Origin of the sequence: Sphingomonas sp. SORGH_AS_0438, assembly GCF_031453475.1 — a bacterium.
Classification (GTDB): Bacteria; Pseudomonadota; Alphaproteobacteria; order Sphingomonadales; family Sphingomonadaceae; genus Sphingomonas.
Window position 1 is genome coordinate 2,359,683 of sequence record NZ_JAVIZS010000001.1, and the last position, 25,259, is coordinate 2,384,941.

The 25,259-nt window shown below is 67.8% G+C and carries 28 protein-coding genes and 1 pseudogene; 17 read left to right on the plus strand and 12 right to left on the minus strand.

What is annotated here, in order from left to right; all coding sequences use genetic code 11:
• Positions 1-2: 2 nt before the first annotated feature.
• Entirely contained in the window at positions 3-1,178 is a 1,176-nt protein-coding gene (gene carA / locus QE452_RS11050; protein ID WP_309657800.1) for a glutamine-hydrolyzing carbamoyl-phosphate synthase small subunit, read from the minus strand.
• Between the two features lie 145 nt (positions 1,179-1,323).
• Between carA and QE452_RS11055 the strand changes: the two genes are divergently transcribed.
• The 4 genes from QE452_RS11055 (at position 1,324) to QE452_RS11070 (ending at position 6,654) form a co-directional block, all read left to right on the plus strand.
• Positions 1,324-1,776: a GatB/YqeY domain-containing protein gene (locus QE452_RS11055; RefSeq protein ID WP_125992968.1), complete on the plus strand. Its 453-nt coding sequence runs from the start codon at positions 1,324-1,326 to the stop codon at positions 1,774-1,776.
• Between the two features lie 197 nt (positions 1,777-1,973).
• Positions 1,974-3,869, plus strand: a complete 1,896-nt coding sequence (dnaG, locus tag QE452_RS11060; RefSeq protein ID WP_309657799.1) for a DNA primase — start codon at positions 1,974-1,976, stop codon at positions 3,867-3,869.
• A complete protein-coding gene (gene rpoD / locus QE452_RS11065; protein WP_309657798.1) occupies positions 3,869-5,896 on the plus strand; it encodes an RNA polymerase sigma factor RpoD in 2,028 nt (675 codons plus the stop codon). Before dnaG ends, rpoD begins: the two co-directional genes overlap by 1 nt.
• Positions 5,897-5,907: 11 nt before the next feature.
• Positions 5,908-6,654, plus strand: coding sequence for a glycosyltransferase family 25 protein (locus QE452_RS11070; RefSeq protein WP_309657797.1), 747 nt, complete (start codon positions 5,908-5,910; stop codon positions 6,652-6,654).
• Here the strand turns inward: QE452_RS11070 and QE452_RS11075 are convergent.
• From QE452_RS11075 to trmD, 3 genes and pseudogenes are all read right to left on the minus strand, one after another.
• Complete coding sequence (locus QE452_RS11075; protein WP_309657796.1) at positions 6,651-7,979, minus strand: DUF418 domain-containing protein; 1,329 nt, start codon at positions 7,977-7,979, stop codon at positions 6,651-6,653. The genes QE452_RS11070 and QE452_RS11075 overlap by 4 nt on opposite strands.
• A 98-nt stretch (positions 7,980-8,077) precedes the next feature.
• Positions 8,078-8,470, minus strand: a complete 393-nt coding sequence (gene rplS / locus QE452_RS11080; RefSeq protein ID WP_125992964.1) for a 50S ribosomal protein L19 — start codon at positions 8,468-8,470, stop codon at positions 8,078-8,080.
• Positions 8,467-9,209, minus strand: a pseudogene (gene trmD / locus QE452_RS11085) (tRNA (guanosine(37)-N1)-methyltransferase TrmD). The gene rplS and the pseudogene trmD overlap by 4 nt, the downstream one beginning before the upstream one ends.
• On the opposite strand from trmD, the gene QE452_RS11090 reads away from it, so the two are divergent.
• Positions 9,205-10,152, plus strand: a complete 948-nt coding sequence (locus QE452_RS11090) for an NAD(P)/FAD-dependent oxidoreductase (protein WP_309730043.1) — start codon at positions 9,205-9,207, stop codon at positions 10,150-10,152. The pseudogene trmD and the gene QE452_RS11090 overlap by 5 nt on opposite strands.
• 4 nt (positions 10,153-10,156) lie before the next feature.
• On the opposite strand, the gene QE452_RS11095 is transcribed toward QE452_RS11090, so the two are convergent.
• From QE452_RS11095 to QE452_RS11120, 6 genes are all read right to left on the minus strand, one after another.
• Entirely contained in the window at positions 10,157-11,575 is a 1,419-nt protein-coding gene (locus QE452_RS11095) for an amino acid permease (protein WP_309657794.1), read from the minus strand.
• 8 nt (positions 11,576-11,583) lie between these two features.
• Complete coding sequence (gene rimM / locus QE452_RS11100; protein WP_309657793.1) at positions 11,584-12,090, minus strand: ribosome maturation factor RimM; 507 nt, start codon at positions 12,088-12,090, stop codon at positions 11,584-11,586.
• Positions 12,071-12,238 carry a hypothetical protein gene (locus QE452_RS11105; RefSeq protein WP_184113804.1) on the minus strand — a complete coding sequence of 56 codons (168 nt, stop codon included), beginning with the start codon at positions 12,236-12,238 and terminating at the stop codon, positions 12,071-12,073. Before QE452_RS11105 ends, rimM begins: the two co-directional genes overlap by 20 nt.
• A gap of 267 nt (positions 12,239-12,505) precedes the next feature.
• Positions 12,506-12,895 carry a 30S ribosomal protein S16 gene (gene rpsP / locus QE452_RS11110; RefSeq protein ID WP_125992960.1) on the minus strand — a complete coding sequence of 130 codons (390 nt, stop codon included), beginning with the start codon at positions 12,893-12,895 and terminating at the stop codon, positions 12,506-12,508.
• 50 nt (positions 12,896-12,945) lie between these two features.
• Positions 12,946-14,466 (minus strand): signal recognition particle protein, encoded by a 1,521-nt coding sequence (gene ffh / locus QE452_RS11115; RefSeq protein ID WP_309657792.1) that lies wholly within the window; start codon positions 14,464-14,466, stop codon positions 12,946-12,948.
• Between the two features lie 205 nt (positions 14,467-14,671).
• Positions 14,672-16,513 carry a methyl-accepting chemotaxis protein gene (locus QE452_RS11120; protein WP_309730047.1) on the minus strand — a complete coding sequence of 614 codons (1,842 nt, stop codon included), beginning with the start codon at positions 16,511-16,513 and terminating at the stop codon, positions 14,672-14,674.
• 299 nt (positions 16,514-16,812) lie between these two features.
• Between QE452_RS11120 and QE452_RS11125 the strand changes: the two genes are divergently transcribed.
• From QE452_RS11125 to QE452_RS11135, 3 genes are read left to right on the plus strand one after another with little or no spacing between them, the layout of a single operon-like run.
• A complete protein-coding gene (locus QE452_RS11125) occupies positions 16,813-18,021 on the plus strand; it encodes a MiaB/RimO family radical SAM methylthiotransferase (protein ID WP_309657790.1) in 1,209 nt (402 codons plus the stop codon).
• Positions 18,018-18,953 carry a signal recognition particle-docking protein FtsY gene (gene ftsY / locus QE452_RS11130; RefSeq protein ID WP_125992956.1) on the plus strand — a complete coding sequence of 312 codons (936 nt, stop codon included), beginning with the start codon at positions 18,018-18,020 and terminating at the stop codon, positions 18,951-18,953. Before QE452_RS11125 ends, ftsY begins: the two co-directional genes overlap by 4 nt.
• Before the next feature lie 38 nt (positions 18,954-18,991).
• Entirely contained in the window at positions 18,992-19,636 is a 645-nt protein-coding gene (locus tag QE452_RS11135; protein ID WP_309658123.1) for an inner membrane-spanning protein YciB, read from the plus strand.
• A 73-nt stretch (positions 19,637-19,709) separates the two neighbouring features.
• Here the strand turns inward: QE452_RS11135 and QE452_RS11140 are convergent, their stop codons facing one another.
• Complete coding sequence (locus QE452_RS11140; RefSeq protein ID WP_309657789.1) at positions 19,710-20,321, minus strand: superoxide dismutase; 612 nt, start codon at positions 20,319-20,321, stop codon at positions 19,710-19,712.
• Positions 20,322-20,388: 67 nt separating this feature from the next.
• Positions 20,389-21,453 carry a phage shock protein operon transcriptional activator gene (gene pspF, locus QE452_RS11145; RefSeq protein ID WP_125992954.1) on the minus strand — a complete coding sequence of 355 codons (1,065 nt, stop codon included), beginning with the start codon at positions 21,451-21,453 and terminating at the stop codon, positions 20,389-20,391.
• A gap of 172 nt (positions 21,454-21,625) precedes the next feature.
• On the opposite strand from pspF, the gene QE452_RS11150 reads away from it, so the two are divergent.
• The 9 genes from QE452_RS11150 to QE452_RS11190 all read left to right on the plus strand — a co-directional run bounded on the left by QE452_RS11150 (position 21,626) and on the right by QE452_RS11190 (position 25,255).
• On the plus strand, positions 21,626-21,763 hold the full coding sequence (locus QE452_RS11150; protein WP_309657788.1) for a hypothetical protein: 138 nt from the start codon (positions 21,626-21,628) through the stop codon (positions 21,761-21,763).
• Positions 21,764-21,800: 37 nt separating this feature from the next.
• Positions 21,801-22,469: a phage shock protein PspA gene (gene pspA, locus QE452_RS11155; protein WP_309657787.1), complete on the plus strand. Its 669-nt coding sequence runs from the start codon at positions 21,801-21,803 to the stop codon at positions 22,467-22,469.
• A 7-nt stretch (positions 22,470-22,476) separates the two neighbouring features.
• Positions 22,477-22,788, plus strand: a complete 312-nt coding sequence (pspB, locus tag QE452_RS11160) for an envelope stress response membrane protein PspB (protein WP_309658121.1) — start codon at positions 22,477-22,479, stop codon at positions 22,786-22,788.
• A gap of 1 nt (position 22,789) precedes the next feature.
• A complete protein-coding gene (pspC, locus tag QE452_RS11165) occupies positions 22,790-23,167 on the plus strand; it encodes an envelope stress response membrane protein PspC (RefSeq protein WP_309657786.1) in 378 nt (125 codons plus the stop codon).
• A gap of 28 nt (positions 23,168-23,195) precedes the next feature.
• Positions 23,196-23,516 carry a hypothetical protein gene (locus QE452_RS11170; RefSeq protein ID WP_309657785.1) on the plus strand — a complete coding sequence of 107 codons (321 nt, stop codon included), beginning with the start codon at positions 23,196-23,198 and terminating at the stop codon, positions 23,514-23,516.
• Between the two features lie 22 nt (positions 23,517-23,538).
• The gene (locus QE452_RS11175) at positions 23,539-23,793 is read left to right on the plus strand and encodes a hypothetical protein (protein ID WP_309657784.1); all 255 of its coding nucleotides are present in this window, start codon (positions 23,539-23,541) and stop codon (positions 23,791-23,793) included.
• Positions 23,794-23,807: 14 nt separating this feature from the next.
• The gene (locus tag QE452_RS11180; RefSeq protein WP_309657783.1) at positions 23,808-24,050 is read left to right on the plus strand and encodes a hypothetical protein; all 243 of its coding nucleotides are present in this window, start codon (positions 23,808-23,810) and stop codon (positions 24,048-24,050) included.
• A 141-nt stretch (positions 24,051-24,191) separates the two neighbouring features.
• Entirely contained in the window at positions 24,192-24,500 is a 309-nt protein-coding gene (locus tag QE452_RS11185) for a glycine zipper 2TM domain-containing protein (protein ID WP_241214695.1), read from the plus strand.
• Between the two features lie 164 nt (positions 24,501-24,664).
• A complete protein-coding gene (locus QE452_RS11190) occupies positions 24,665-25,255 on the plus strand; it encodes a glycine zipper 2TM domain-containing protein (RefSeq protein WP_125992949.1) in 591 nt (196 codons plus the stop codon).
• Positions 25,256-25,259: the final 4 nt, after the last annotated feature.

Below are 25,259 nucleotides of genomic sequence, written 5' to 3' on the forward strand. Positions count from 1 at the left end.
GCTCATTTCCGAAGCGAACCCACGAACCGCTCGAACAGGTACAGGCTGTCCTGCGGCCCCGGCGAAGCCTCGGGGTGATATTGCACGCTGAATGCCGGCCGGTCGGTCAGCTCCAGCCCGGCATTCGAGCCGTCGAACAGCGACACATGCGTCTCGCGTGCATTCGCGGGCAGCGAGTCCCGCTCGACCGCGAAGCCGTGGTTCATGCTGGTGATCTCGACCGCGCCGTCGGACAGGCGCTGGACCGGATGGTTGGCGCCGCGATGGCCCTGGAACATCTTGGTCGTGCGGGCGCCGACCGCCAGCGCCAGCAGCTGGTGGCCGAGGCAGATGCCGAACAGCGGCACGCCCGCGTCCAACACCTGGGCGATCACCGGCACCGCATATTCCCCCGTCGCCGCCGGATCGCCGGGGCCGTTGGACAGGAACACGCCGTCCGGCTTCAACGCCATGACCTGCTCGAAGGTCGCGGTGGCGGGCAGCACCGACACCTTCGCCCCGGCCTTGACCAGGTTGCGGAAGATGTTGCGCTTGCTGCCATAATCGATCGCGACGACGTGCGGACGCTCGCCCTCGCCGACGCTGTCGTCATAGCCGAAGCCCAGCCGCCACAGGCCGCCGGCCCAGCCATAATGAGTCTCGGTCGACACGGTCTTGGCGAGGTCCATCCCCTCCAGCCCCGGCCAGCTCCGCGCCATGTCGAGCAGCAGGTCGAGGTCGAACTCGCCGCTCGGGCTATGGGCGATGACGCCGTTGGGCGCGCCGCCGGCCCGGATGCGGCGGGTCAGCGCGCGCGTGTCCACGCCGGCCAGGCCGATGCGCGCATGGCGCTGCATCCAGCCGTCCAGCCGCTCCATCGCGCGGAAGTTGGACGGCTCGGTCGGCACCTCGCGCACGATCATGCCCAGGGCATGGGGATCGTCCGCCTCGATATCGTCGGGATTGGCACCGACATTCCCGATATGCGGGAAGGTGAAAGTGATCATCTGTCCCGCGAAGCTGGGGTCGGTCATGATCTCCTGATAGCCGGTCATGGCGGTGTGGAAGCAGACCTCTCCCACCGCCTCGCCTTCGGCACCGAAGCCGTGGCCCCAGATCACGTCACCCGTGGCAAGAACGAGGCACCCGGTGGCGCCCTCGGGCTTTTCGGGCATGGCAAAGGGCGTTGCGTCGGCCATGGTCAGGCGGGCACTCCATAAGAAAGTTCGGCGATGTCGCTAAGCCGCGCCCGCTAGACCCCCTGCCCCGTTCGGTCAACCGGTGTACGGCGGACCGCCCTTGCGCTAGGGCGGTTCCTTTCCCGTGCGAAAGAGACGTTCGACCATGATCCGCGACGACATCAAGGCTGCCCAGGTCACCGCCATGAAGGCCGGCGACAAGGAAGCACGCGCCGCCATCTCCTTGATTCAGGCCGCGATCAAGAACCGCGACATCGAGGTCCGCACCGGCACCGCCCCCGCCGACGACGATGTGCTGGTGGTCGAGGTGCTCCAGAAGATGGTCAAGCAGCGCCGCGAATCGATCGCCATGTACGAACAGGGCGGCCGCCCCGAACTCGCCGAGGCCGAGGCGCGCGAGGTCGCGGTGATCGAACGATTCCTGCCGCAGCAGATGAGCGAGGCGGAAACCAGCGCCGCGATCGAATCGATCAAGGCGGAGCTGGGCGCGACCGGCATGAAGGACATGGGCCGGGTGATGGCGGAACTGAAGACGCGCCACGCCGCCAATCTCGACATGAGCAAGGCGAGCGGCCTGGTGAAGGCGGCGCTGTCGTAAACCGCTCGGGTACAGCCCGGCATGTTCCCCGGCGAAGGCCGGGGCCCGGTCGGGAAGGCTGTCGTACCGAAGCGCATCCCGTGGTCACCATCGTCCCCCGGCCGGGCCCCGGCCTTCGCCGGGGAACAGGGGACGTGTTTATCGTGCCCCCGATTGCGCTCCCCCGCTTTTCCCTTCATAACGCGGTACAATAGGCAATGAGTCTTTCGCCCGCCTTTCTCGACGAGCTGCGCGCCCGCACCTCGTTGTCGGCGCTGATCGGCAAGACGACCAAGTTGCAGAAGGCCGGCCGCGAGATGCGTGGCTGCTGCCCCTTCCACAATGAGAAGACGCCCAGCTTCTACGTCAACGACGACAAGGGCTTCTATCATTGTTTCGGCTGTTCCGCGCATGGCGACGCGATCCGCTGGATGACCGACCAGCGCGGCCTGCCCTTTATCGACGCGGTCAAGGAACTGGCGCAGGCGGCGGGGCTGGAGATGCCGGCGATGGACCGCCAGTCCGCCGCCAAGGCCGAACGCGCCAAGGGCCTGCACGAGGCGATGGAGGAAGCGGCGAACTGGTTCGTCGAGCAGCTTCACGGCCTGAGCGGCGTCGATGCGCGCAAGCTGCTGGAGCGGCGCGGCATCACGGCGGAGACGGCGCGCCGGTTCGGCATGGGCTTCGCACCCGACAGCCGGGGCAAGCTGAAGGCCGCGCTCAAGGAGTTCGGCGAGCCGATGCTGGTCGAGACGGGCATGTTGATCCAGGTCGAGGGCAAGGAGCCCTATGACCGGTTCCGCGGCCGGCTGATGATCCCGATCCGCGACCAGCGCGGCCGGGTGATCGCGTTCGGCGGTCGCATCCTCGACCAGGGCGAGCCCAAATATCTCAACAGCCCGGACACGCCGCTGTTCGACAAGGGGCGCACGCTCTACAATCTCGACCGCGCCGCCCCCGCCGCGCGCAAGGCCAATCGGCTGCTGGTGGTCGAGGGCTATATGGACGTGATCGCGCTGGCCCAGGCGGGGATCGCGGAGGCGGTCGCGCCGCTCGGCACCGCGCTGACCGAGCATCAGCTTGAGCGGCTGTGGCGGATGGTCGAGGTGCCGGTGCTGTGCTTCGACGGCGACGCGGCGGGGCAGAAGGCGGCGATCCGCGCCGCGCACCGCGCGCTGCCGCTGCTCCAGCCGGGGCGCAGCCTGCGGTTCGTGACGCTGCCCGAGGGGCAGGACCCCGACGATCTGGTCAAGGCTAAGGGCGCGGGCGCGATGGAGGCGTTGCTCCGCGATGCGCAGCCGCTGGTCGACCGGCTGTGGCAGAGCGAGGTCGCGGCCGAGCCGCTCGACACGCCCGAGCAGCGCGCCGGCCTCAAGCGGCGGCTGAACGAACTGGCCGGCACCATCGCCGATCCGGGCGTGAAGCACGAATATCTCGCCGAGTTCCGCCGCCGCGCCGACGAGCAGATGCGCCCGCAGCGCGCGCCGTTCCAGCCGTTCAAGCGCGGCAAACAGCCCTGGCGGCCGCCCGTCCCCGTGACCGAGGACGCCAAGAAGGTGCGCGCGACCGGCATCGACCGGGTGCTGGCCAAGGCGGTGCTCGCCGGGCTGATCCGCCATCCGGCCGAGATCGCGCGCCATGTCGAGGTGCTGGGCAGCCTGAAGCTGGCGGACGGCGCGCTCGGCCGGTTGTTCGAGGCGGTGGTCGACGTCGCGCTGGAGGATACGCACCGCGCGCCGCCCCGGCCGGGTGCGCAAGAGGCGGCGGCGCTTGATAGCGCGCGCCTCGTCACCATATTGGCACGGTCCGGGTTCGAAGGGATCGCAAGCGATCTTCTCCGGGCCGACACGATGCCCTATACGTTCACGCAGAAATCGGGGGATGAGGAACGCGCTCGCGCCGACCTCGACGAAGCGATCGCGATCCTGATCGCGCGGCCGGAAGTGGATGCCCAGCTGGCGGAGGCGACCTCCGCGATGATGGCCCGCTTCACCGATGAAGCGTTCGAACGCCAGGTATCGCTGGTGAAAGAGAAACAGGCGTTGGATGCTCGGCTTGCAAATCTGGTGCAGGCGAACGAAGACGCCCGATCGTTGGGACCCGAGGGTAATTGATGGCGAAGGCGAATATGGCGGCGGATACCGAAGCACCCGAGACGGGCGACGCGCCGCTGATCGATCTCAACGAGGCGTCGGTCAAGAAGCTGATCGCGCGCGCCAAGAAGCGCGGCTACATCACCTATGACCAGCTCAACGAGGCGCTGCCGCAGGACCAGATGTCCTCCGACCAGCTTGAGGACATCATGTCCGCGCTCAACGAGATGGGCGTGAACATCGTCGAGAATGACGAGCAGGGCGAGGACGGCGAGACCGAGGAGCGCGCCGACGACAGCGACGAGGCCGAGCCCTCGGACGACGGCAGCCAGGATGCCCCCGCCGTCGAGAAGAAGAAGGAGACGGTCGATCGCACCGACGATCCCGTCCGCATGTATCTTCGCGAGATGGGCGCGGTCGAACTGCTAAGCCGCGAGGGCGAGATCGCCATCGCCAAGCGGATCGAGGCCGGCCGGGACACGATGATCCTGGGCCTGTGCGAATCGCCCATCACCTTCAACGCCATCATCGACTGGTCGACCGCCCTGAACGAGGGCACGATGCAGCTGCGCGAGATCCTGGACCTCGACGCGATGCTGTCCAAGGGACCGTCGGCCGAGCAGGTCGAGGGCGCCGAGGAGGAAGGCGACGAGATCAGCGAGAAGACCGCCGGCACCTCGTTCAAGGAAGAGGACGAGCCGGAGGAAGCGTCGTCGGACGATGACGACGACATGACCGAGCGCCGCACGCCGCGCCCGTCGGACGATGAGGAGGAGGACAATACCCTCAGCCTCGCGCAGATGGAGGAGCAGCTCAAGCCGCAGGCGCTGGAGCGGTTCGCCAACATTACCGCGCTCTACAAGAAGTTCGCCAAGCTCCAGCAAAGCCGTCTGGAGGCGATGGCGGCCGGCGGCGAGATCTCGACCGCCGACGAGCGCAAGTACCAGAAGCTGCGCGAGGAACTGACCGCCGAGGTCGAGAGCGTCCAGTTCCACAACGCCAAGATCGAATATCTGGTCGACCAACTCTACGCCTATAACCGCCGGCTGACGACGCTGGGCGGGCAGATGCTGCGCCTGGCCGAGCGGCACAAGGTCAACCGTAAGGACTTCCTGGATCGCTATGTCGGCCATGAGATGGACGACACCTGGCTCCAGGTGCAGGGCAAGGCCGACAAGAAATGGTCCGCCTTCGTCACCAACGAAGCCGAATCGATCGAACGCATCCGCACCGAGGTGAGCGAGATCTCGCAGCAGACCGGCATGGCGCTGGTCGAGTTCCGCCGCATCGTCAACATGGTGCAGAAGGGCGAACGCGAGGCGCGCATCGCCAAGAAGGAGATGGTCGAGGCGAACCTGCGCCTGGTGATCTCCATCGCCAAGAAATACACCAATCGCGGCCTGCAATTCCTGGATCTGATCCAGGAGGGCAATATCGGCCTGATGAAGGCGGTGGATAAGTTCGAATATCGCCGCGGCTACAAGTTCTCGACCTATGCGACCTGGTGGATCCGCCAGGCGATCACCCGCTCGATCGCCGACCAGGCCCGCACGATCCGCATTCCGGTCCATATGATCGAGACGATCAACAAGCTGGTCCGCACCAGCCGCCAGTTCCTGCACGAGCAGGGCCGCGAACCGACCCCGGAGGAGATGGCCGAGCGCCTCTCCATGCCGCTGGAGAAGGTGCGCAAGGTGATGAAGATCGCCAAGGAGCCGATCAGCCTCGAAACGCCGATCGGCGACGAGGAGGATTCGCATCTCGGCGACTTCATCGAGGACAAGAATGCGATCATCCCGGTCGATGCGGCGATCCAGGCGAATCTGAAGGAAACGGTCACCCGCGTCCTCGCCAGCCTAACCCCGCGCGAGGAGCGTGTGCTGCGGATGCGCTTCGGCATCGGCATGAACACCGACCATACGCTGGAAGAGGTCGGTCAGCAGTTCAGCGTGACCCGCGAGCGTATCCGCCAGATCGAGGCGAAGGCGCTGCGCAAGCTGAAGCACCCCAGCCGGTCGCGCAAGATGCGCAGCTTCCTCGACCAATAAGGATCGCGACCATGGGAAAGACGCCCTCGACCGCCGCCGGCGCGGCCTTTGCGGGCGCCTTTCCCCGGGTACGGGTCATCAACCTCGCGCAGCGTGCCGACCGGCGGCGCGAGATGGAAGCCGAGTTCGCCAAGCTCGGCCTGGCCTTTGGCGACGGCATCCGCCTGCACGTCGCGACCCGCTGCGACGACGCGGCGGGCTTTCCGACCATCGGCACGCGTGGCTGCTTCCTCAGCCATCTTGGCGTGCTGGAAGCGGCGCTGGCCGATGATGCCGAATCGGTGTTGATCGTCGAGGACGATCTGAGTTTCTCCCCGTCCGAGATCGCGCGGATGGCGGACTGCCTGGCGGCCTTGAAGACGAAAGCCTGGTCGATCTTCTATGGCGGCATCCTGCGCTATGGCGACCGGGAGCAGCCGACCGGTGTCGCCTCGCCCCTGTTCGTCGCCGATCCGGCCACGGGGATCATGGGCGGCCATTTCCTGGCGATGCGCCGTGACGCGATCGCGGCGGCGGTCCCCTATCTCCAGGCGATCCTGACCCGGCCGCCCGGCAGCCCGGAGGGCGGCCCGATGCATGTCGATGGCGCCTATGGCTGGCTGCGCGCCGCACGGCCCGATCTGGTGACGCTGGTGGCCAATCCGGGCTTGGGCCATCAACGGGCCTCGCGCACCGACATCCACCAGCTCCGCTGGAAGGACCGGGTGCCGGTCGTGCGGGACGTGGTGCAGTGGCTGCGCCAGGCGCGTAGAGCCTAGTTTCGGAAGCGCAGACGCCGCCCCTCGACCAATGATCGCCACGCCCATTCGACGGGCGCGATCCGGTAGTGCCGCACCCAGATGTTCGCCGCGACCAGCAGCACCGCATCCACCGCCAGCGCCGTCAGCATCATCGCCACCCAGTCCTGACGGCCATAGAGGCCCAGCGCGAAGGGCGGGTAGAGCAGCCACAGGCAGATCAACGTCTGCGCCACGTAGAGCGTCAGCGCGGTGCGCCCTGCCGCCGCGAACGGCCTCAGCAGCCGCTGCCCCAGGCTCGTGCCCAGCACCAGCAGCACCAGCCCGACATGGCCCATGGTGACCGCCAGCCGCCCGACCTCATAGGTCGCCCAGCCCATGGTCGGCGCGCCGTCGAAGCGCAACGTCGCCGCCGCATTCATCGCCCGGACGCTGATCCCCAGGCCATAGCCCGACACCGCCAGCGCGGCGTAGAGCCGCAATGAGCGCTCGCCCTGCAACACGCCCCAGCGATAGAGCGCCGCGCCGATCAGCATCGTCGACAGCGCCTCCCAGACCGAATCCAGTTCGCCATCGCGCAGCAGCACGACACCGGTCGACCAAGCGGATCGAACCCAACCGGCAAAGCCACTGCTCCGCATCCGATCCTCAAGCGCGATCCGACCCTCGTCCCGCGCCTTGCGCCGGGCCAGTTCCGCCCGCCGATCGCGCTCGGTCACCAGCCCGGCCCGCTCCACGCTGGTGAGCGGTTGCCCGGCGGCCCGGTGCATCGTCGCGCTCGCCATGACCGCCTGCTGCTGACGCGCCGCCTGATAGCTCGCCACCCCGCCAGCGAAATCGAACACCGTCATCACCAGCCCCAGCGCCAGCAGCGCCTGCGGCGACCGCGTGCGAAAGAACAGGCCGAGCAGCGCCGCCACGGCATAGGTGTGGAGGATATCCCCCGGCCAGAGCAGCACGAACATATGGACGAGGCCGAAGGCGAACAGCACCACCTGCCGCCAGGCATAGCGGCCGATCATCGCCGCCTCGCCCGCCTGGGTCGCGATCCGGTCGGTCAGGATCACCATCCCCGCGCCGAACAGGAGTTCGAGCAGGCAACGGGCCGTCCCCTCGGCGAACAGTTCACGCAGCCACCACACCCATTGGTCGGCCGGAGACCAGCCATAATGGCGCGGGTCGGTCCAGCCTGCCCAGATCGAGCCGGCCATTTCCGGCATGTTCATGAACAGGATGCCGAGGATCGCGAGCCCACGCAGGATATCGAGCGCGGCGATGCGCGGCGCGCCGTCCGGTTCGGAGGCCGCGCGGGCAGTGGGATCGGACGGGGCGATCGGATCGGTCACCCTGCCCGCCTATCAGGCCATCCGCCCCGCACAAGACAAAGCGGCGGCCATCCCTGGGGACGACCGCCGCTTCGATTACGCATACTGATAGAGAAGACTTATTCGGCGGCGGCGCTGCCCTTGGCCGGACGCGTGTCGCGACGCTCGGCGATACGCGCCGACTTGCCGGTGCGGCCGCGCAGGTAATAGAGCTTCGCGCGACGCACGGCGCCCTTGCGGACCACCTCGATCGAATCGATGTTCGGCGAATAGAGCGGGAAAACGCGCTCGACGCCCTCGCCGAACGAGATCTTGCGGACCGTGAAGGACGATCCCATGCCCTTGTTCGAGCGCGCGATGCACACGCCCTCATAGGCCTGGACGCGGGTACGCTCGCCTTCGACCACCTTCACGCCGACCTTCAGCGTATCGCCGGGACGGAATTCGGGGATCGCGCGCTGCGCGGTGAGCTTCTGAATCTGCTCGGCTTCGAGCTGCTGGATCAGGTTCATCGTACGTCTCTCATTCGTCGCCGCGCGCCAGAGGGCGGTGGACCCGAGCGTCCTTGTGACGCTCCCAAAGGTCCGGCCGCCTTAGCCGTGTATCGGTCTCGGCCATGGACATGCGCCAGGCCGCGATCCGCGCATGATCCCCCGATCGCAGCACTTCGGGGATCGTGCGCCCCTCCCATTCAGCCGGGCGGGTATAGTGGGGATATTCGAGGAGGCCGCTTTCGAAGCTTTCCTCATCCCCACTGGAAGCCGCGCCCATTACCCCCGGAAGCAACCGAACGCAAGCATCCAGCAGCACCAGCGCTCCCATCTCGCCGCCCGACAGGATGTAATCGCCGATCGAGACCTCCTCGATCGCGCGCGCTTCGAACAGCCTCTGGTCGAATCCCTCGAACCGGCCGCAGAGCAGGGTCGCACCCGGCCCCGCCGCCAGCGCCCGCACCCGCGCCTGGGTCAGCGGGCTCCCTCGTGGCGTCAGCGCCAGCACCGGCAGGTCGGGCGCGGCGGCGGCGGCCTGGTCGACCGCGCGCGAGACCACATCGGCGCGCAGCACCATGCCGGCGCCGCCGCCCGCCGGCGTGTCGTCGACGGAGCGATGCTTGTCGGTGGCGAAATCGCGCATCTGGATGGCATCGCAGCGCCATCGTCCCTCCCGCAGGGCACGCCCCGCGATCGAATGGCCAAGGGGTCCCGGGAACATCTCCGGGTAGAGGGTGATTACCTGCGCGATGAACATGATCCGCCCCCTTCCCCCGCTCGCGCAGGCCGCGCAAGAGGTGGACGACTGCATCATCGTCGGCGCAGGCCCCGCCGGCCTCACGGCGGCCATCTATCTGGCGCGTTTCTGGCTGAAGATCCGCCTGTTCGACTCGGGCGACAGCCGCGCGCGATGGATCCCGCGCACCAACAATCATGCCGGCTATCCCGACGGCATACCCGGCCCCGAGCTGCTCGCCTTGATGCAGGCCCAGGCGGAGCGCTTCGGCGCGGTGCGCGAGGAAGCGACCGTCACCGCGATCCGGCCGGACGGCGACGGCTTCATCGTCCAGGTCGGCGATCGCGGCGCGTGGGCGCGATCGGTGCTGCTGGCGACCGGGGTCGTCAACAACCATCCCGAAATGGACGCCGACCTGCATTCGCGCGCGCTCCAAGGTGGCCTGCTCCGCTACTGCCCGATCTGCGACGGCTATGAGGTCACCGACAAGCGGGTCGGCGTGATTGGGCGCGGACGCCACGGCACCAGCGAGGCGATCTTCCTGCGCGGCTATACGCGCGACGTGACGCTGATCAGCCCGGATGTGGAGAACGACCTCGATCCGGAGTGCATCGCCGCGCTGGACGATGCGGGCGTGGTGCGGGTCGATGGCCCCTGCGGCGGCTTCGCGATCGAGGGCGAGCAATTCGCGATGGACACGGCTGGTGGCCGCATGGCGTTCGACAGCGTCTATCCGGCGATGGGATCGGTGATCCGCTCCCGCCTGGCGGTCGAAGCCGGCGCCAGGGCCAGCGACGAAGGCTGCCTGGAGGTGGACGACCACCAGCGCACCTCGATCCCCGGCCTGTTCGCGGCCGGCGACGTGGTGAAGGGGCTGGACCAGATCAGCCACGCCATGGGCGAGGCCGGCGTCGCCGCCACCACCATCCGCAACATGCTGAGCGCGCAGCGTCCGCTGCGCCGCTGACGGCCTAGTCGGCCAGCGCGGACCGCCGGATCGAATAGCCGAAATAGATCAGGCAGGCCGCGCCGATCCACAGGCCGAACAGTAGGAAGGTGTCGGCCGGCAGCCCGACGATCAGATAGAGGCACGCCGCCACGCTCAGGATCGGCAGCACCGGATAGAGCGGCACCCGGTATCCGCGCGGCAGGTCCGGCCGCCGACGCCGCAACAGGATGACGCCGATCGACACGGCGGCGAAGGCGATCAGCGTGCCCATGCTGGTCAGGTTGACCAGCACGTCGAGCGGCACCACCGCGGCGAGCAGCGCGACGCCGGTCGCCACCACCCAGCTATTGCGGCGCGGAACCTGCGTGACCGGGTCGACCTGGTGGAAAAAGGCCGGGAGCAAGCCGTCGCGGCTCATCGCATAGAGGATGCGCGTCTGGCCGTAGAGCACGACCAGCGTCACGCTGAAGATCGAGGCGACCGCCCCCAGCGACAGCAGCACCGCCGGCCAGCCCTGCCCGGTCAGGTTGCGCAGGATCACCGCCAGCCCCGCCTCCTGCCCCGCGAAGGATGTCCAGGGTTGCGCGCCCAGCGCCGCGACCGCCACCAGAATATAGGCGGCGGTGACGATCAGCAGCGACAGGATGATGGCCAGCGGCAGGTTGCGGCGCGGATTGCGCACCTCCTCCCCCGCCGTCGATACCGCGTCGATGCCGATATAGGAGAAGAAGATCGACGAGGCCGCCGAGCCGACCCCCACCCATCCCCTGGGCGCGAAGGGATGAAAGTGGCTGGCGGAAAAATGCGCCAGCGCGATGCCGACGAACAGCGCCAGCACCGCCAGCTTGGCGACGACCAGCACGGCATTGGCGGCGGCCGACTCGCGCGCGCCGCGCAGCAGTACGATCAGGCACAACCCCACCAGCAGTACCGCCGGCAAATTGACGATCCCGCCCGCCCCCGGCGGCCGGGCGAGCGCATCGGGCATCCGCCAGCCGATCGTCAGGCCGAACAGCTCGTTGAGATACTGGCCCCAGCCGACCGCGATGGCCGAGGCCGAGACGCCATATTCGAGGAGCAGGCACGCCCCGATCAGGAAGGCCGCCAGTTCCCCCAGGGTCGCATAGGCATAGGAATAGGACGACCCCGCCGCCGGCACGGTCGAGGCCAGTTCGGCATAGCAGAGCGCGGTCAGCGCGGCGGTGATGCCGGCCAGCACGAAGGAGACGGTGACCGCCGGTCCCGCCTCCGGCACCGCCGTGGTCAGCGCCACGAAGATGCCGGTGCCAATCGTCGCGCCGACACCCAGCATGGTCAGCTGGAACAGGCCGAAACTGCGCGCCAGCGACCGTTCGTCCTCCCCATCCCCTTCGGGCCGGGTATAGTAGTCGGCGACCGGCTTGCAGCGGATCAGCCGCAGCCACAGCGAGGATGGCGGCATCGGCCCGCTCAGGCGGCGAAGTCGGGTTCGATCACCATCCGCTCAGGCGACCATTCGGGCACCGCCTCGGGGCGCATCGGCACCATGAACCGCTTGCCGGTCGGACGCTCGACCTCAATCACATCGCCCGCGCCGAAATTGTCCACGGCGACGACGGTGCCGAGCGGCTCGCCGGTCGGCGTGACGGCGGGCAGGCCGATCAGGTCGGCATGATAATATTCGCCCTCCGCCAGCGGCGGCAGTTCGGAGCGGGGCACGGTCAGCGTGGTACCGCGCATCGCCTCGGCGGCATTGCGGTCGCGGATTTCGGCGAAGCGCGCGATCGCGCCATTGTTGCCGGGGCGCAGACTGGTCAGCGTTAGCGCACCGTCGTTGAAGCGGGTGAAGGGCGACAGATCGTCGGCGAACACCTTCAATCGCACCTCGCCCGCCACGCCGTGCGCGCCGATGATGGCGGCCAGCGTGACGGGGCCGGATGCGATCGGCGGGGTGGAATCAGCCTTGGGGGGAACCATCGGTCTCCGGCGCGGCGCTATCGTCGCCCTCGGCCGGAGCCTGGGCCGACTGGCCGTCATTGCTGGCGTCGCTGAGCGGCGCGGGCTTGGGGGTCGCATCCTCGCCGTCGTCGGGCGCGGTGCGGGGATCGGGGTCCTGTTCGGTCATGCATCGTCTCCACGGGTTGCAGAGGGGAAACGCATGACGACCCGTTATGCTGCCACAGGACGAACAGCAGGCGGGGCAAGAGTTGCGAGCGCCGCCCGTTACGCTCCGCCCCGGCAAAGACCGGAGCCGGTGACGGAACGGGCGCGAAGGCCGAGCCGCCTCCGACCGCATCCCAGCCTGGGCCGGGAGGGTCGGAAAAGACGACAGGCCAGCGCCAGACCACAAGGCGACGGGATGACCCGAAGGCCGCCCCCGTCGCCCGACCGATTACTCGGCGGCTGCGGTCTCGCCGGTCGACTCGGCGGCGGCTTCCTGCGCGGCCTTCAGCTTCTCGGCACGCTCCTCGGCGCGCTCGGTCGCCTTCTCGCCCGGCTTCGCCTTGTTCGGGTTGTTGCGCGCGGCGCGCTCGCGGACGCCGGCCTGGTCCAGGAAGCGGGCGACGCGGTCGGTCGGCTGCGCGCCATTGGCCAGCCAGTGCTTGGCGCGCTCGGCGTCGAGCACGATGCGCTGCTCATTGTCCTTGGCGAGCAGCGGGTTGTAGTTGCCGATCTTCTCGATGAACTTGCCGTCGCGCGGGCTGCGCGCATCGGCCACGACGATGCGGTAATAGGGACGCTTCTTGGAGCCGCCACGCGACAGACGAATGCTGAGTGCCATCTTAATCTAGTCCTTGCTTCACGTTTTTGGGGATATCGGCCGGAGCCGGATCACTTCTTCTTCAACAAACCTTCGAAACCGGGCGGCAGCTTGGGCATTTCGCCGCTGCCGAGCGCGTCGAGGCCGGGCAGCGTCTTGCCGCCCGCCGCCTTCTGCATCAGGTCGCCCATGCCGGGCCCGCCAATGGCATTGCCCAGGCCGCCCAGGCCACCGCCCAGACCGCCCTTGCCGAGCATCGCCATCATCCCCTTGATGCCGCCCATCTTCTTGAGCTTCTTCATCGCGGTGGACATTTCCTGATGCATCTTCAGGAGCTTGTTCACGTCCTGCACGGTGGTGCCGGAACCCTTGGCGATGCGGATCTTGCGCTTGGCGTTGATCAGCTCCGGCTTGGACCGCTCCTTGGGGGTCATCGAGCCGATCATCGCATCCATATGGATCAGGATCTTGTCGCCGCCGGCCTGCTGGAGCGCGCCCTGCGCCTTCTTCATACCGGGCATCATGCCCGCCAGCGCGCCCAGGCCACCCATGCGGCGCATCTGCGCCAGCTGGCCGCGCAGGTCGTTCATGTCGAACTGACCCTTGGCCATCTTCATGGCCATGCGCTCGGCATCTTCCTGCTGGATCGATTCCGCCGCGCGCTCGACCAGCGAGACGACGTCGCCCATGCCCAGGATGCGCCCCGCCACCCGCTCGGGGTGGAAGGCCTCCAGTGCGTCCATCTTCTCGCCGGTGCCGGCGAACTTGATCGGCTTGCCGGTGACCGCGCGCATCGACAGCGCCGCGCCGCCGCGCGCATCGCCGTCCATGCGGGTCAGCACCACGCCGGTCAGCGGCACCTGCTCGGAGAAGCTGGAGGCGACGTTGACCGCGTCCTGGCCGGTCAGCGCATCGACCACCAGCAGGATTTCCTGCGGCTTAGCGATGTCGGCGACCGCCTTCATCTCGTCCATCAGCGCCTGGTCGACGTGCAGTCGACCGGCGGTGTCGAGCATCAGCACATCGAAGCCCTGGAGCTTCGCCGCCTGCATCGCGCGCCGCGCGATCTCGACCGGCTGCTGGCCGGCGATGATCGGCAGCGTCGTCACCTCGACCTGGGTGCCGAGCGTCGCGAGCTGTTCCTGCGCCGCGGGCCGTGCGACGTCGAGCGACGCCATCAGCACCTTCTTGCGGTCGCGATTCGCCAGCGTGCCCTGCGACAGGCGCTTGGCGATCTTCGCGGTGGTCGTCGTCTTGCCCGAGCCCTGCAGGCCGACCATCATCACCACCGCCGGCGGCGTGACGTCGAGCAGCAGCGTCGATTCGTCCGCGCCCAGCATCTCGACCAGTGCGTCGTTGACGATCTTGATGACCTGCTGGCCCGGCGTGACCGAGCGCAGCACGTTCTGGCCGATCGCCTGCTCGGTCGCCTTGTCGACGAACTGGCGGGCGACGGGCAGCGCCACGTCCGCCTCCAGCAACGCCACGCGCACTTCGCGCATCGCGGTGCGGACATCCGCCTCGGTCAGCGCGCCACGCCCACGCAGACGGTCGAAGACACCGCCAAGCCGGTCGCTCAGACTCTCGAACATGGGGACAACAACCTCTACTCGGGCCAAACGCAAAAGCGCCGGCGGGCGAAACCTCGCCGGCCAGCGTGCATGCCGCGACAATGGCGGTCATGCGTGTCATCAGCGTTCAACAACGGAACGATCGCGCGGCCTTAGGCGAAAGCCCCGCGCTTGGCAAGCGCGGGGCGGATCGAAGGGCGTTCAGAAGGACGCCCAATCCTCTCCATCATCGCCGCCCTGCGCGGACACCGGCTGGCGCGCGCGGACCATGGACGGCAGCGCCTCGGCCGGCAGCGGTCGAACCGGGCCCTCGAAGCGACTCGCCATCGAAGCGCCCCCCGTGTTGAACCCGGGCGGCCTGGTCGGCGAGGTGCGCGGTTTCGCTCGCCAGATTGCGGGCGGCGGCGGAGGTTTCCTCCACCATCGCGGCATTCTGCTGGGTGCTGCGATCCATGCTGCTGATCGTGCTGGCGACCTGGGTGATCGCCGCCGCCTGCGCCTGGTTGTCGGTGGCGATGGTCGCCAGCAGGCCGTGCACCTCGGTCACGTCGCCGGAGATCGCCGACAAGGCACCGTCGACCTTCTGCACCGCCTCGACCGCGGTGACGATATCGGCCTGGGTCGCGGTCAGCTGCTCGCGGGCGCGCTTCGCCTCCTCCTCGGAGCGCATCGCCAGTGCCGACACCAGATCGGCGACAACTGCGAAGCCGCGCCCGGCATCGCCCGCGCGTCCCGATTCCACTGCCGCGTTCATCGCCAGCACGCGCGTCTGGAAGGCGATCTTGTCGAGCCCCTCGATCACCGAATCGATGCCCTTGGCGCTTTCGGAGACCCGGCCCATCGCCTGGACGGCCTCGTCCGCCACCACCCGGCCGCCGCCAACGGTGTTGATCGCCTGGTCCGCGCGAGTCACGGTCCGGCCGGCGGCATCGGCGGTCGCCTTCAGCCGTTCGTCCATCTGCGTGATCGCGGAAGCGGTCTGCTCCAGCGAGGAGGCGTTGCCCTCCGTGCGGCGCGCCAAATCCTCCGCCGCCTGCGCAATCTCGCCCGAGCCGCTGCGGATCGCCACCGCACCGTCCGACACCGCGCCGATCAGGCCGCGCAGCTTGTCCAGCGCCTCGTTGAAGTTGCGCTTCAGCGTATCATATTCGCTGGGGAAGGTCGTCCGGATCGGCGTCGTCAGATCGCCGTCCGACAGGCGCGACAGGTGCGAGGAGACGGTGTCCACCACCATCTGCTGCTCGGCATCGCGGGTCGCCTTCTCGGCATCGATCGCCGCCTTGGCGATGCCATTGTCGCGGAACACGCGCACCGCGCGCGCCATCGCGCCGACTTCGTCCTTACGGTCGGCATCGCTGACCTCCTCGGCATAATGACCGCCGGCATAACGGCCCATCTGATCGCGGAGCCGGATCAGCGGCCCGGTGATGCTCGACCGCGTCAGCGCCATCGCCGCGCCGATCCCGGCCAGGGTGCCGATCAACGTGGTCAGGATCAGCGTCCAGGCGGTGCCATGCATCTTGTCGGTCAGCCGATCCGACTCGGCGAGCGAGTAATCGATCTGCCGGTTCGAAAAGGGGATCATCTCACCGCGTATCGACTGGCTGCGGCGGTCGACCGACACCAGTATCTCACGCGCGGCCACGACGTCCCCGCGCTGCGCCGCCGCGATCGCCGCCTGACAGCTGTCGTGCAGACCGCGCAGCCGGACGATGAAGCGATCGACGATGGCATCCGTGGAGGGGTCGATCTCGCGGACCTCGTTCAGCCGCTTCGACGCCTGTTTGAACGATGCGGCTTCCTCCGCCGCCGCGTCCTTGCCCATCGGCGTGGTGGGGCCATAGGCGATCACCTGATAGGATCGCAGCCCCATTTCCAGCACCCGGCGGTTCGCCTGCGCCAGACGGATCGCAGGCACCATCTTGTTCGCGATCAATTCCGAATAGACGGTATCGGCGGTCCAGAGCTGGACGACACCGTTGACGGCGACGGTGAGGGTGATCGCGCCCATCGCCAGCAGCAACAGGGTGATCTTCAGGGAAATCCTGAGATTGTGGATGAAGGTCATGACGGCTCCCGAAGACGCTTGAAGGGCGGACACCCCCCACACGCAAAGCTCGGCGAGCCGGGATGTCCGTCTGCTTACCTTACGTTTATGGCCGGTTTGACCGGCCTCCGGTCACGATGTGCGGATTTTATGCACCGTCGGCCTTCCCTTGGCCTCTCGCCGGCACCGCGTCGAGGCGCCCGGCGATCGGGCCGGCATGCTGGCCGGACGGCGCCCCCCGCCGCAGCCCAAACCAATAGTCGCGCACCGTCCCGGCCATGTCATGGACTTGCACGCCTTCGGTCACTAGATCGCGTGCCATGTCTCTCCCCGAGCCGGAGGTCGTCAGCCTCGGCTGTCGACTCAATATAGCCGAGAGCGAAACGATCCGCACCCTGCTTGCCGGGCGCGACGACGCGCGCGCCATGGTCGTCGTCAACAGCTGCGCGGTGACCAACGAGGCGGTGAAGCAGACCCGCGCCGCGATCCGCCGTGCGGCGCGCGACCGGCCGGGCGCGGCGATCGTCGTCACCGGCTGTGCCGCGACGATCGATCCGGCCGGTTTCGCCGCGATGCCGGAGGTGGCGCGCGTCGTCGCCAACGACGCCAAGCTGGCCCCCGCCACCTGGGGTGCGCCCCCCTCGCTGGTGCCGGTGGCCTTTGCCGGCCATGCCCGCGCCTTTGTCGAGGTGCAGAATGGCTGCGACCATAGCTGCACCTTCTGCATCATCCCGCAGGGACGCGGAGCCAGCCGCTCGGTGCCGGCCGGGCTGGTGATCGAGCGCGTGCGCGCGCTGGTCGAGGCCGGCCACCGGGAAGTCGTGCTGACCGGCGTCGACCTGACCAGCTATGGCCCCGATCTGCCGGGCCGCCCGACCCTGGGGGCGCTGGTCGAGCGTATCCTGACGCATGTGCCCGAACTGCCGCGCCTGCGCCTGTCCTCGCTCGATTCGGTCGAGATCGACGAGCGGCTGTTCGCGCTGGTGACCCAGGAACCACGGGTGATGCCGCATCTCCATCTGTCGCTCCAGGCCGGCCACGACCTGATCCTGAAACGGATGAAGCGCCGCCACTCCCGTGCCCAATCGGTCGCGCTGGTCGAGCGGCTGAAGGCGGCGCGCCCCGAACTGGCGATCGGCGCGGACCTGATCGCCGGCTTCCCGACCGAGGATGACGCGATGTTCGCCGACACGCTGGCGCTGATCGACGATGTGGACATCGTCCATGCGCATATCTTCCCCTATTCGCCGCGCACCGGCACGCCGGCCGCGCGGATGCCGCAGGTCGCGCCGGAACTGCGCCGCGAGCGCGCCGCCCGGCTGCGCGCGGCGGCGGCGGCGCGGCGCGGCCGCTGGCTCGCCTCCCTGGTCGGCAGCGAACAGGCGATCCTGGTCGAGCGGCCCGGCACCCGCGGCCATGCGGGCAATTTCGCCGATATCCATTGCACCTCCCCCGCCGAACCCGGCACGCTCCGGCGCGTCGCGGTGACCGGCGCGACCGACACCAACCTCATCGGAACCCTGCTATGAGCACCACCCCATCCTGGCACGAGAAGCTGCTCGGCGGCTTCAAGCGCACCTCGGACCGGCTGGTCGGCAATCTCGCCGGCCTGGGCGGCGCGCGGCTCGACGACGCGACGCTCGACGAGATCGAGGAGGCGCTGATCGCCTCCGACCTGGGGCCGCAGACCGCCGGCCATATCCGCACCCGCCTGGCGGAGGGCACGTTCGAGCGGAACATGGAGGAACTGGGCATCCGTCTGGTCGTGGCGGAGGAGGTGGAGAAGGCGCTGGCTCGAGTCGCCACGCCGCTGGAGGTCACCGCCTTCCCCCGGCCGCAGGTGATCCTGGTGATCGGCGTCAACGGTTCGGGCAAGACGACGACGATCGCCAAGCTGGCGCATCTGCTGATGGAGCAGGATTACGGTGTGATGCTGGCGGCGGGCGACACGTTCCGCGCCGCCGCGATCGGGCAGCTGCGCACCTGGGCGGAGCGGGTCGGCGTGCCGATCGTCACCGGCAAGGAGGGCGGCGACGCCGCCGGCATCGTGTTCGAGGCGGTGAAGCAGGCGACCGAGACCGGCATCGACGTGCTGATCGTCGACACCGCCGGCCGCCTCCAGAACAAGCGCGAGCTGATGGACGAGCTGGCCAAGATCCGTCGCGTGCTCGGCCGCCTCAACCCCGCCTCGCCCCATGACGTGGTGCTGGTGCTGGACGCCACCACCGGGCAGAACGCGCTCAACCAGATCGAGGTGTTCAAGGACGTGGCCGGCGTCACCGGCCTGGTCATGACCAAGCTGGACGGCACCGCGCGCGGCGGCGTGCTGGTCGCGGCGGCGGAGAAATACGGCCTGCCCATCCATGCCATCGGCGTCGGCGAGGGGATGACCGACCTGCGCCCCTTCGACGCCAACGAAGTCAGCCGCATCATCGCCGGCGTGGAGGACAAGCGCAAGTGACCCGCACCGCCCCGAAGGACGTCAATCCCGGCCTGCGCATGGCGGTGGACTATGCGCCGCTGGTCATCTTCTTCCTGGTCAACTTCCTGGCGCCGGCCGAGCCGATGATGCGGCTGGTCGCGCAGTTCAGCGGCTTCCTGTCGGGCATGGAGCGGCTGGGCGCGATCGTCATCGCACGGGTGATCTGCGCCACCGGCGCCTTCATCCTCGCCACCATTGTCGCGATGATCGTGTCGCGGGTGAAGCTGGGCCATGTCTCGCCGATGCTGTGGATCTCGGGCGTGCTGGTCGTGGTGTTCGGCGGCCTGACCATCTATTTCCACGATCCCCGATTCATCCAGATGAAGCCGACCATCGTCTATGCCGCCTTCGCCGCCGTGCTGCTGTTCGGGCTGGTGACCGGCCGGCCGCTGCTCCAGGGGCTGCTCGGCACCGCCTATCCGGGGTTGAGCGCGGATGGATGGCGCAAGCTGACTCGCAACTGGATGCTCTTCTTCCTCGCCATGGCGGTGCTGAACGAGATGGTCTGGCGCTCGACCAACTGGAATTTCTGGGTCGGGTTCAAGCTGTGGGGCGCGATCCCGCTGACGCTCGGCTTCGCGCTCGCCAACATGCCGATGCTGCTGCGCCACGGCTTCCAGGCGGGCGGCGACTTGCCCCAGGACGTGCCGCCGGCGGATTGACGGCGATCCGTGCGCCCGCCTCCGCAGGCGCACGGATCAGAAAAAAGGGCTCCCGAAGGAGCCCTTTCCCGTCTTACTTCTTCGCCGCGTCGTAGCGCTGGCCGACCACGTCCCAGTCGACTACGTCCCACCACGCCTTGAGATAGGCGGCGCGATCGTTCTTGTAGGTCAGGTAATAGGCGTGTTCCCACACGTCGTTGCCGAGCAGCGGCGTGCCGCGATCCTTCACGTCGTCCATCAGGGGATTGTCCTGATTGGGCGTGGAGGTCACCTTCAGCGTGCCGGCGTCGTCGACGATCAGCCATGCCCAGCCCGAACCGAACTGGCCCGCACCCTTGGTGTTGAACTCTTCCTTGAGCTTGTCGAGGCCGCCGAAGGTCGACTCGATCGCCTCGGCCAACGCGCCGGACGGCTGACCGCCGCCCTGCTTCATCGACTTCCAGAAGAAGTCGTGGTTCCAATAGCCACCGCCATTGTTGCGGACCAGCGGCGGCTGCGACGAGATCGAGGCCAGGATGTCCTCGATCGTCTTGCCCTGCAGCGCCGGGTCCTTCTCGACGCCTTCGTTCAGCTTGTCGGTATAGGCCTTGTGGTGCTTGTCGTGGTGGAACGTCATCGTCTCCTTGGAGATGGTCGGTTCCAGCGCGTCATAGTCATAGGGCAGCGGCGGCAGTTCGAAGGCCATCGGGCTCACTCCTGATTGGTTTCGTGCGGTGAACGCACGCCCGCCCCCGTTGCTCCCGTCGTCCGCGTTACGCAACCGTTCCGATCAGGTCATGCCGCCGCAGCGCATGGCGAAGCTGGTCATAGGACAGGCCCAGCGAGTCGGCCGTCTGGCGCTGGTTGAACCGGTTCTCCGCCAGGGCGCGGGCCAGCAACTCGCGCTCGAACCGCGCGACGCGGCTCTTGAAGTCGGACGGCCCGACCTCGCATGCCGCCACCTCGTCGTCGCTGCCGGGCGCGGAGGACGCGCCCTCCTCCGCCTCCGGCTCGGCCCGTTCCGCCTGCTGCGCCCGCGTCGCGGCCGGCGCCTGGCCGCGCGGGCGATAGGGCGAGGCGAAGGGATCGATCTCGATCGAATCGACCGGCCCGTCCCGCTCCCAGCGATAGACCGCCCGCTCCACCACGTTGCGCAATTCGCGGACGTTGCCAGGCCAGCGATGGCCGCTCAACTGGTCGAGCGCGGCCGGGCCGAAGCCGGGCCAGCGCTGCCAGCCCAGTTCCGCCGCCATGCGCCGCCCGAAATGATCGGCCAGCACCACCACATCCCCGGCCCGCGCGCGCAGCGGCGGCAGCGTCACCACCTCGAAGCATAGCCGGTCGAGCAGGTCGGCGCGGAATTCGTGCCGGTCGACCTTGTCGGGCAGATGCTCGTTGGTCGCCGCGACGATCCGGACATCGACCCGCACCGGCCGCGACGATCCGATCCGCGTGATCTCGCCATATTCCACCGCACGCAGCAGCCGGTCCTGCGCCGCCATCGACAGGGTGCCGAGTTCGTCGAGGAACAAGGTGCCGCCATCCGCCTCCTCGAACCGGCCGGCGCGCGCCTTGGTCGCGCCGGTGAAGGCGCCCGCCTCATGCCCGAACAACTCCGCCTCGATCAGCGTCTCCGGCAGCGCGGCGCAGTTCATGATGACGAGCGGCTGGTCCCAGCGCGGCGACAGGCGATGGAGGCGTTCGGCCACCAGTTCCTTGCCGGTGCCGCGTTCGCCGATGACGAGCACGGGCCGGTCCAGCGCCGCCGCCCGGCTCGCACGTTCCAGGGCATCGATGAACGCCCCCGACTGACCGATGACCTGGCTCGTCCGTTCCATCCCCAAGGATTGGCGCATTTCCCCAAAGCTTGGCAAGCCATGAGCTGCCCCGTCCCACCACTTTCTCCAGGAAACGGCGGAAATCCGCCATTTTCGAAATTGGCACGGGCCGTGCAAAGCATGGAATATCCCGCCGCAACGGCGGCCAAGTTCAAGGTTTCAGGAGGTTTCCATGCTCAAGACCATTGCCACCAAGTTCGCCGCCCTCGCCCTCACCGTCGTGCTGAGCGGCACCTGCATCATGGCCGCCGTCGGCCCCGCCCAGGGCGATGGCAAGATGGTCGCCAGCACCACGCGCTTCATGGCATAAGGCGATGAACGCACTCACGGTCCCTCAGGAGTTTATGATGGGCATCTTCTCCCGCACTCGCGACATCGTCGCCGCCAACTTCGCCGATCTGCTCGACAAGGCGGAAGACCCGTCGAAGATGATCCGCATGATCATCCTCGAAATGGAGGAGACGCTGGTCGAGGTCCGCGCTTCCGCGGCGCGCACCATCGCCGACCAGAAGGAAATGCGCCGCCACATCGCCAAGCTGGAACAGCTCCAGGCCAATTGGACCGAGAAGGCGGAACTGGCGCTGAGCAAGGACCGCGAGGATCTGGCCAAGGCGGCGCTGCTCGAACGGCAGAAGGCCACCGACATGGCCGAGCAGCTGAAGGCCGAGGTGCAGGTGCTCGACGATGCGCTGCGCGCGTCGGAAGAGGACATCGCCAAGCTGCAGGGCCGGCTGCGCGAGGCGCGGACCAAGCAGTCGAACATCCAGACCCGGATCGAGACCGCCAACAACCGCTTCCGCCTGCGCGACATGTATGCCGGGCCGAAGACGCAGGAGGCGTTCAGCCGCTTCACCGACCTGGAACGCCGCGCCGACGAGGCCGAGGGCCGCGCCGAGGCGATGGGCCTGGGCGTCGGCAAGAGCCTGGAGGAGGAGATCGCCGAGCTGCGCCAGAGCGACCGGGTGGACGAGGAACTGGCCGCGATGAAGCGCCGCCTGCAAAGCCGGGAGGGTTGATCCGATGCTGGACGAAATCCTGATGCCGGTCATCGTTGTCGGCATGCTCTTCATCGGCCTGCCCTGGGTCATCCTCCACTATATGACCAAGTGGCGGCAGGCGCCCAAGATCACGGAGGAAGACGAGCGGATGCTGGACGAGATGTACAATCTCGCCCGCCGCCTAGAAGACCGGCTGAACACGGTGGAGCGCATCGTCGCCGCCGACAATCCGGACTTCCGCCCCGGCCTGAACGCGCCGCACCATGGCTATTCGAACGAGTTGCCGTCGATCGACCGGTTCGACCGCAACGACCGCACCTTCAATCGGAGCAACTGAGATGGCTGCCCGTACCCAATTCTACCTGAACAAACAGGATGCCAAGTATAAGGGCGTCTGCGCCGGGATCGCCGACTATACGGGGATCGAGGTTCTCTGGGTCCGCATCGCGCTGATCCTGCTGACCCTGGCCGGCGGCTTTCCCTGGACGCTGATCGCCTATGGGCTGATCGCCTGGATGGCGCAGACCAAGCCGATCGGCCTCTACCAGGACGCGCAGGACCAGAAATTCTGGCAGGGCGTGCGGGCCAATCCGACCCGCTCCACCGCCGAGGTCCGCTCCAAGCTGCGCGACATCGATCGCCGCCTGGCGGACATGGAAACCCACTTCACCAGCCGCAACAGCGCGCTGGCCAAGGAAATCGACAGCCTGCGCTAAGACGGGCTGAGTAAAGGGGAAGAAGACGATGTCGAACCTGGCCTTGCTCATTCCGATCGCAGCGATCACGATCGGGCCGATCTCCTGGGTGGCGAACAACTGGCTGCGCACCAAACATGGCTATGCACCCCAGGATTACGGGAACCGACGCCGGGGCGGCGGCGGGAATCTGGAGGCGGAGCGCAAGATCATGCTGCTCTCCAACGAGAATGAGAAGCTGACCGGCCAGGTCGGCCGGCTGGAGGAGCGGATCGCGGTGCTCGAACGCATCGCCACCGATCCCGCCGAGCGCACCGCGCGTGAGATCGAAGCGCTGCGCGACCGCCCGACCCTGCCCGGCATCAACTGACCCATCCACCGGAGCGCCTGCCATGACGTTCTTTTCCATGGTCTTCGGCATCGTCACCGTGGTGATGATCGCGCAGATCCTGTCCGCCCGTTACCGCGCGCTCGGCCAGCAGGCCGACCCGCACCGATCCACCCCCGTCCAGAGCATCGACCAGATGCGCGCGCAGGACGAGATCCGCCAGCTCAAGGAGCGGGTCGCCGTGCTGGAGCGTGTGATCACCGACCATAATCGCAGCATCGACCTCGACCGCGAGATCGACCGCCTGCGCGACCGCTGAAAGGAGGCGACATCATGACCGACCCGTTTACGACCCTGACCCTGTCCCTCTCCGGCCTGGCCGGGGTCGGCATCATCGCCGCCGCCGGCCTGTCCGGCTGGCGCGGCTGGCTCCAGCTCCAGCACAGCCAGATGGTCCGATCGTCCGATGACGACGCCTCCATCGCCATGCCCCATGCCGGCGCACGGATCGAAATGGCCGATCTGAAGGAGCGTATCCGCAAGCTGGAGGCGATCGCCGCGGGCGTCGATCTCTGATCCCGGACAACGCTCCGTCCATCGCCTTTCTGTCCCGCAATGGGAACCGATCCGAAGATGAACGCAACGTTGTTTAGGGTTCATGCAACCGCCACTAAAAGCCTACGTTTCGCTACCGTGATTATCGTAAGGGAGTAGATGATGCGTAAGCTGATGCTGGTTTTGGGTTGTGCCGCGATGGTGACGCCGACCCTGATCGCCACCACTGAGAATGCCGACGCCCAGCGTCGCTACAAGTATCGCGAATGGCGCGACGATCGCGGCCGCATCCGCTGCCGCAAGCCGAACGGCACGACCGGCCTGGTGGTCGGCGGCGTCGCGGGCGCGCTGCTCGGCCGCACGATCGACACGCGCGGCGACCGGACGCTCGGCACGCTGGGCGGTGCCGCCGTCGGCGCGCTGGCCGGTCGCGAAGTCGAGCGCGGCACGAGCAATCGTCGCTGCCGCTGATAAGCAGCATTTGCCGAATGAAGACGGGGCGTCGCGACTGGGTCGCGGCGCCCTTTCTCTTGGCGTCGCCTGTCCCATTGCTGAACATGACGTAGTATTGAGTTCACGCAACTTGCTGTAATCTCGTCAGTTCTTAGCGGTATCAGGAAGACGAGGATTTCAGGATGCGTAACATGATGCTGTCGGTCGCCTTGGCGGCCAGTGCGGTCACCGCGATGCCGGCGGCGGCGCAGGACAATCGCTGGCAGGCGAACCGCGAATATCGCGACAATGTCCGCGACGCCCAGCGCGACTATCGCCGCGACCTGCGCGACGCCGACGACCGCCGCGACGTCCGCGACGCACGGCGCGACTATCGCGAGGATGTCCGCGACGCCCGGCGCGAACGCCGCGAGGATATCCGCGACATCCGCCGCGACAATAATCGCGATTGGCGGCGGTGGAACAGCTACGACTACAACCGCTTCGAGCCGGGCCAGCGCAATTATTTCGCCGACCGCTATTATCGGGACGGCCGCTATTACCAGACGCGCCGCCTGAGCCGGAACGATCGCGTCTATCGCGGCGGCAATGGTCAATATTATTGCCGCCGCAACGACGGCACCACCGGCCTGATCGTCGGCGGTCTGGCGGGCGGCGCGCTTGGCAACATCATCGCCAATGGCCGGTCCAGCCTGCTCGGCACGCTGATAGGTGCGGGCGGTGGCGCGCTGCTCGGCCGCTCGGTCGATCGCGGCCAGGTCGTCTGCCGCTAAGCCT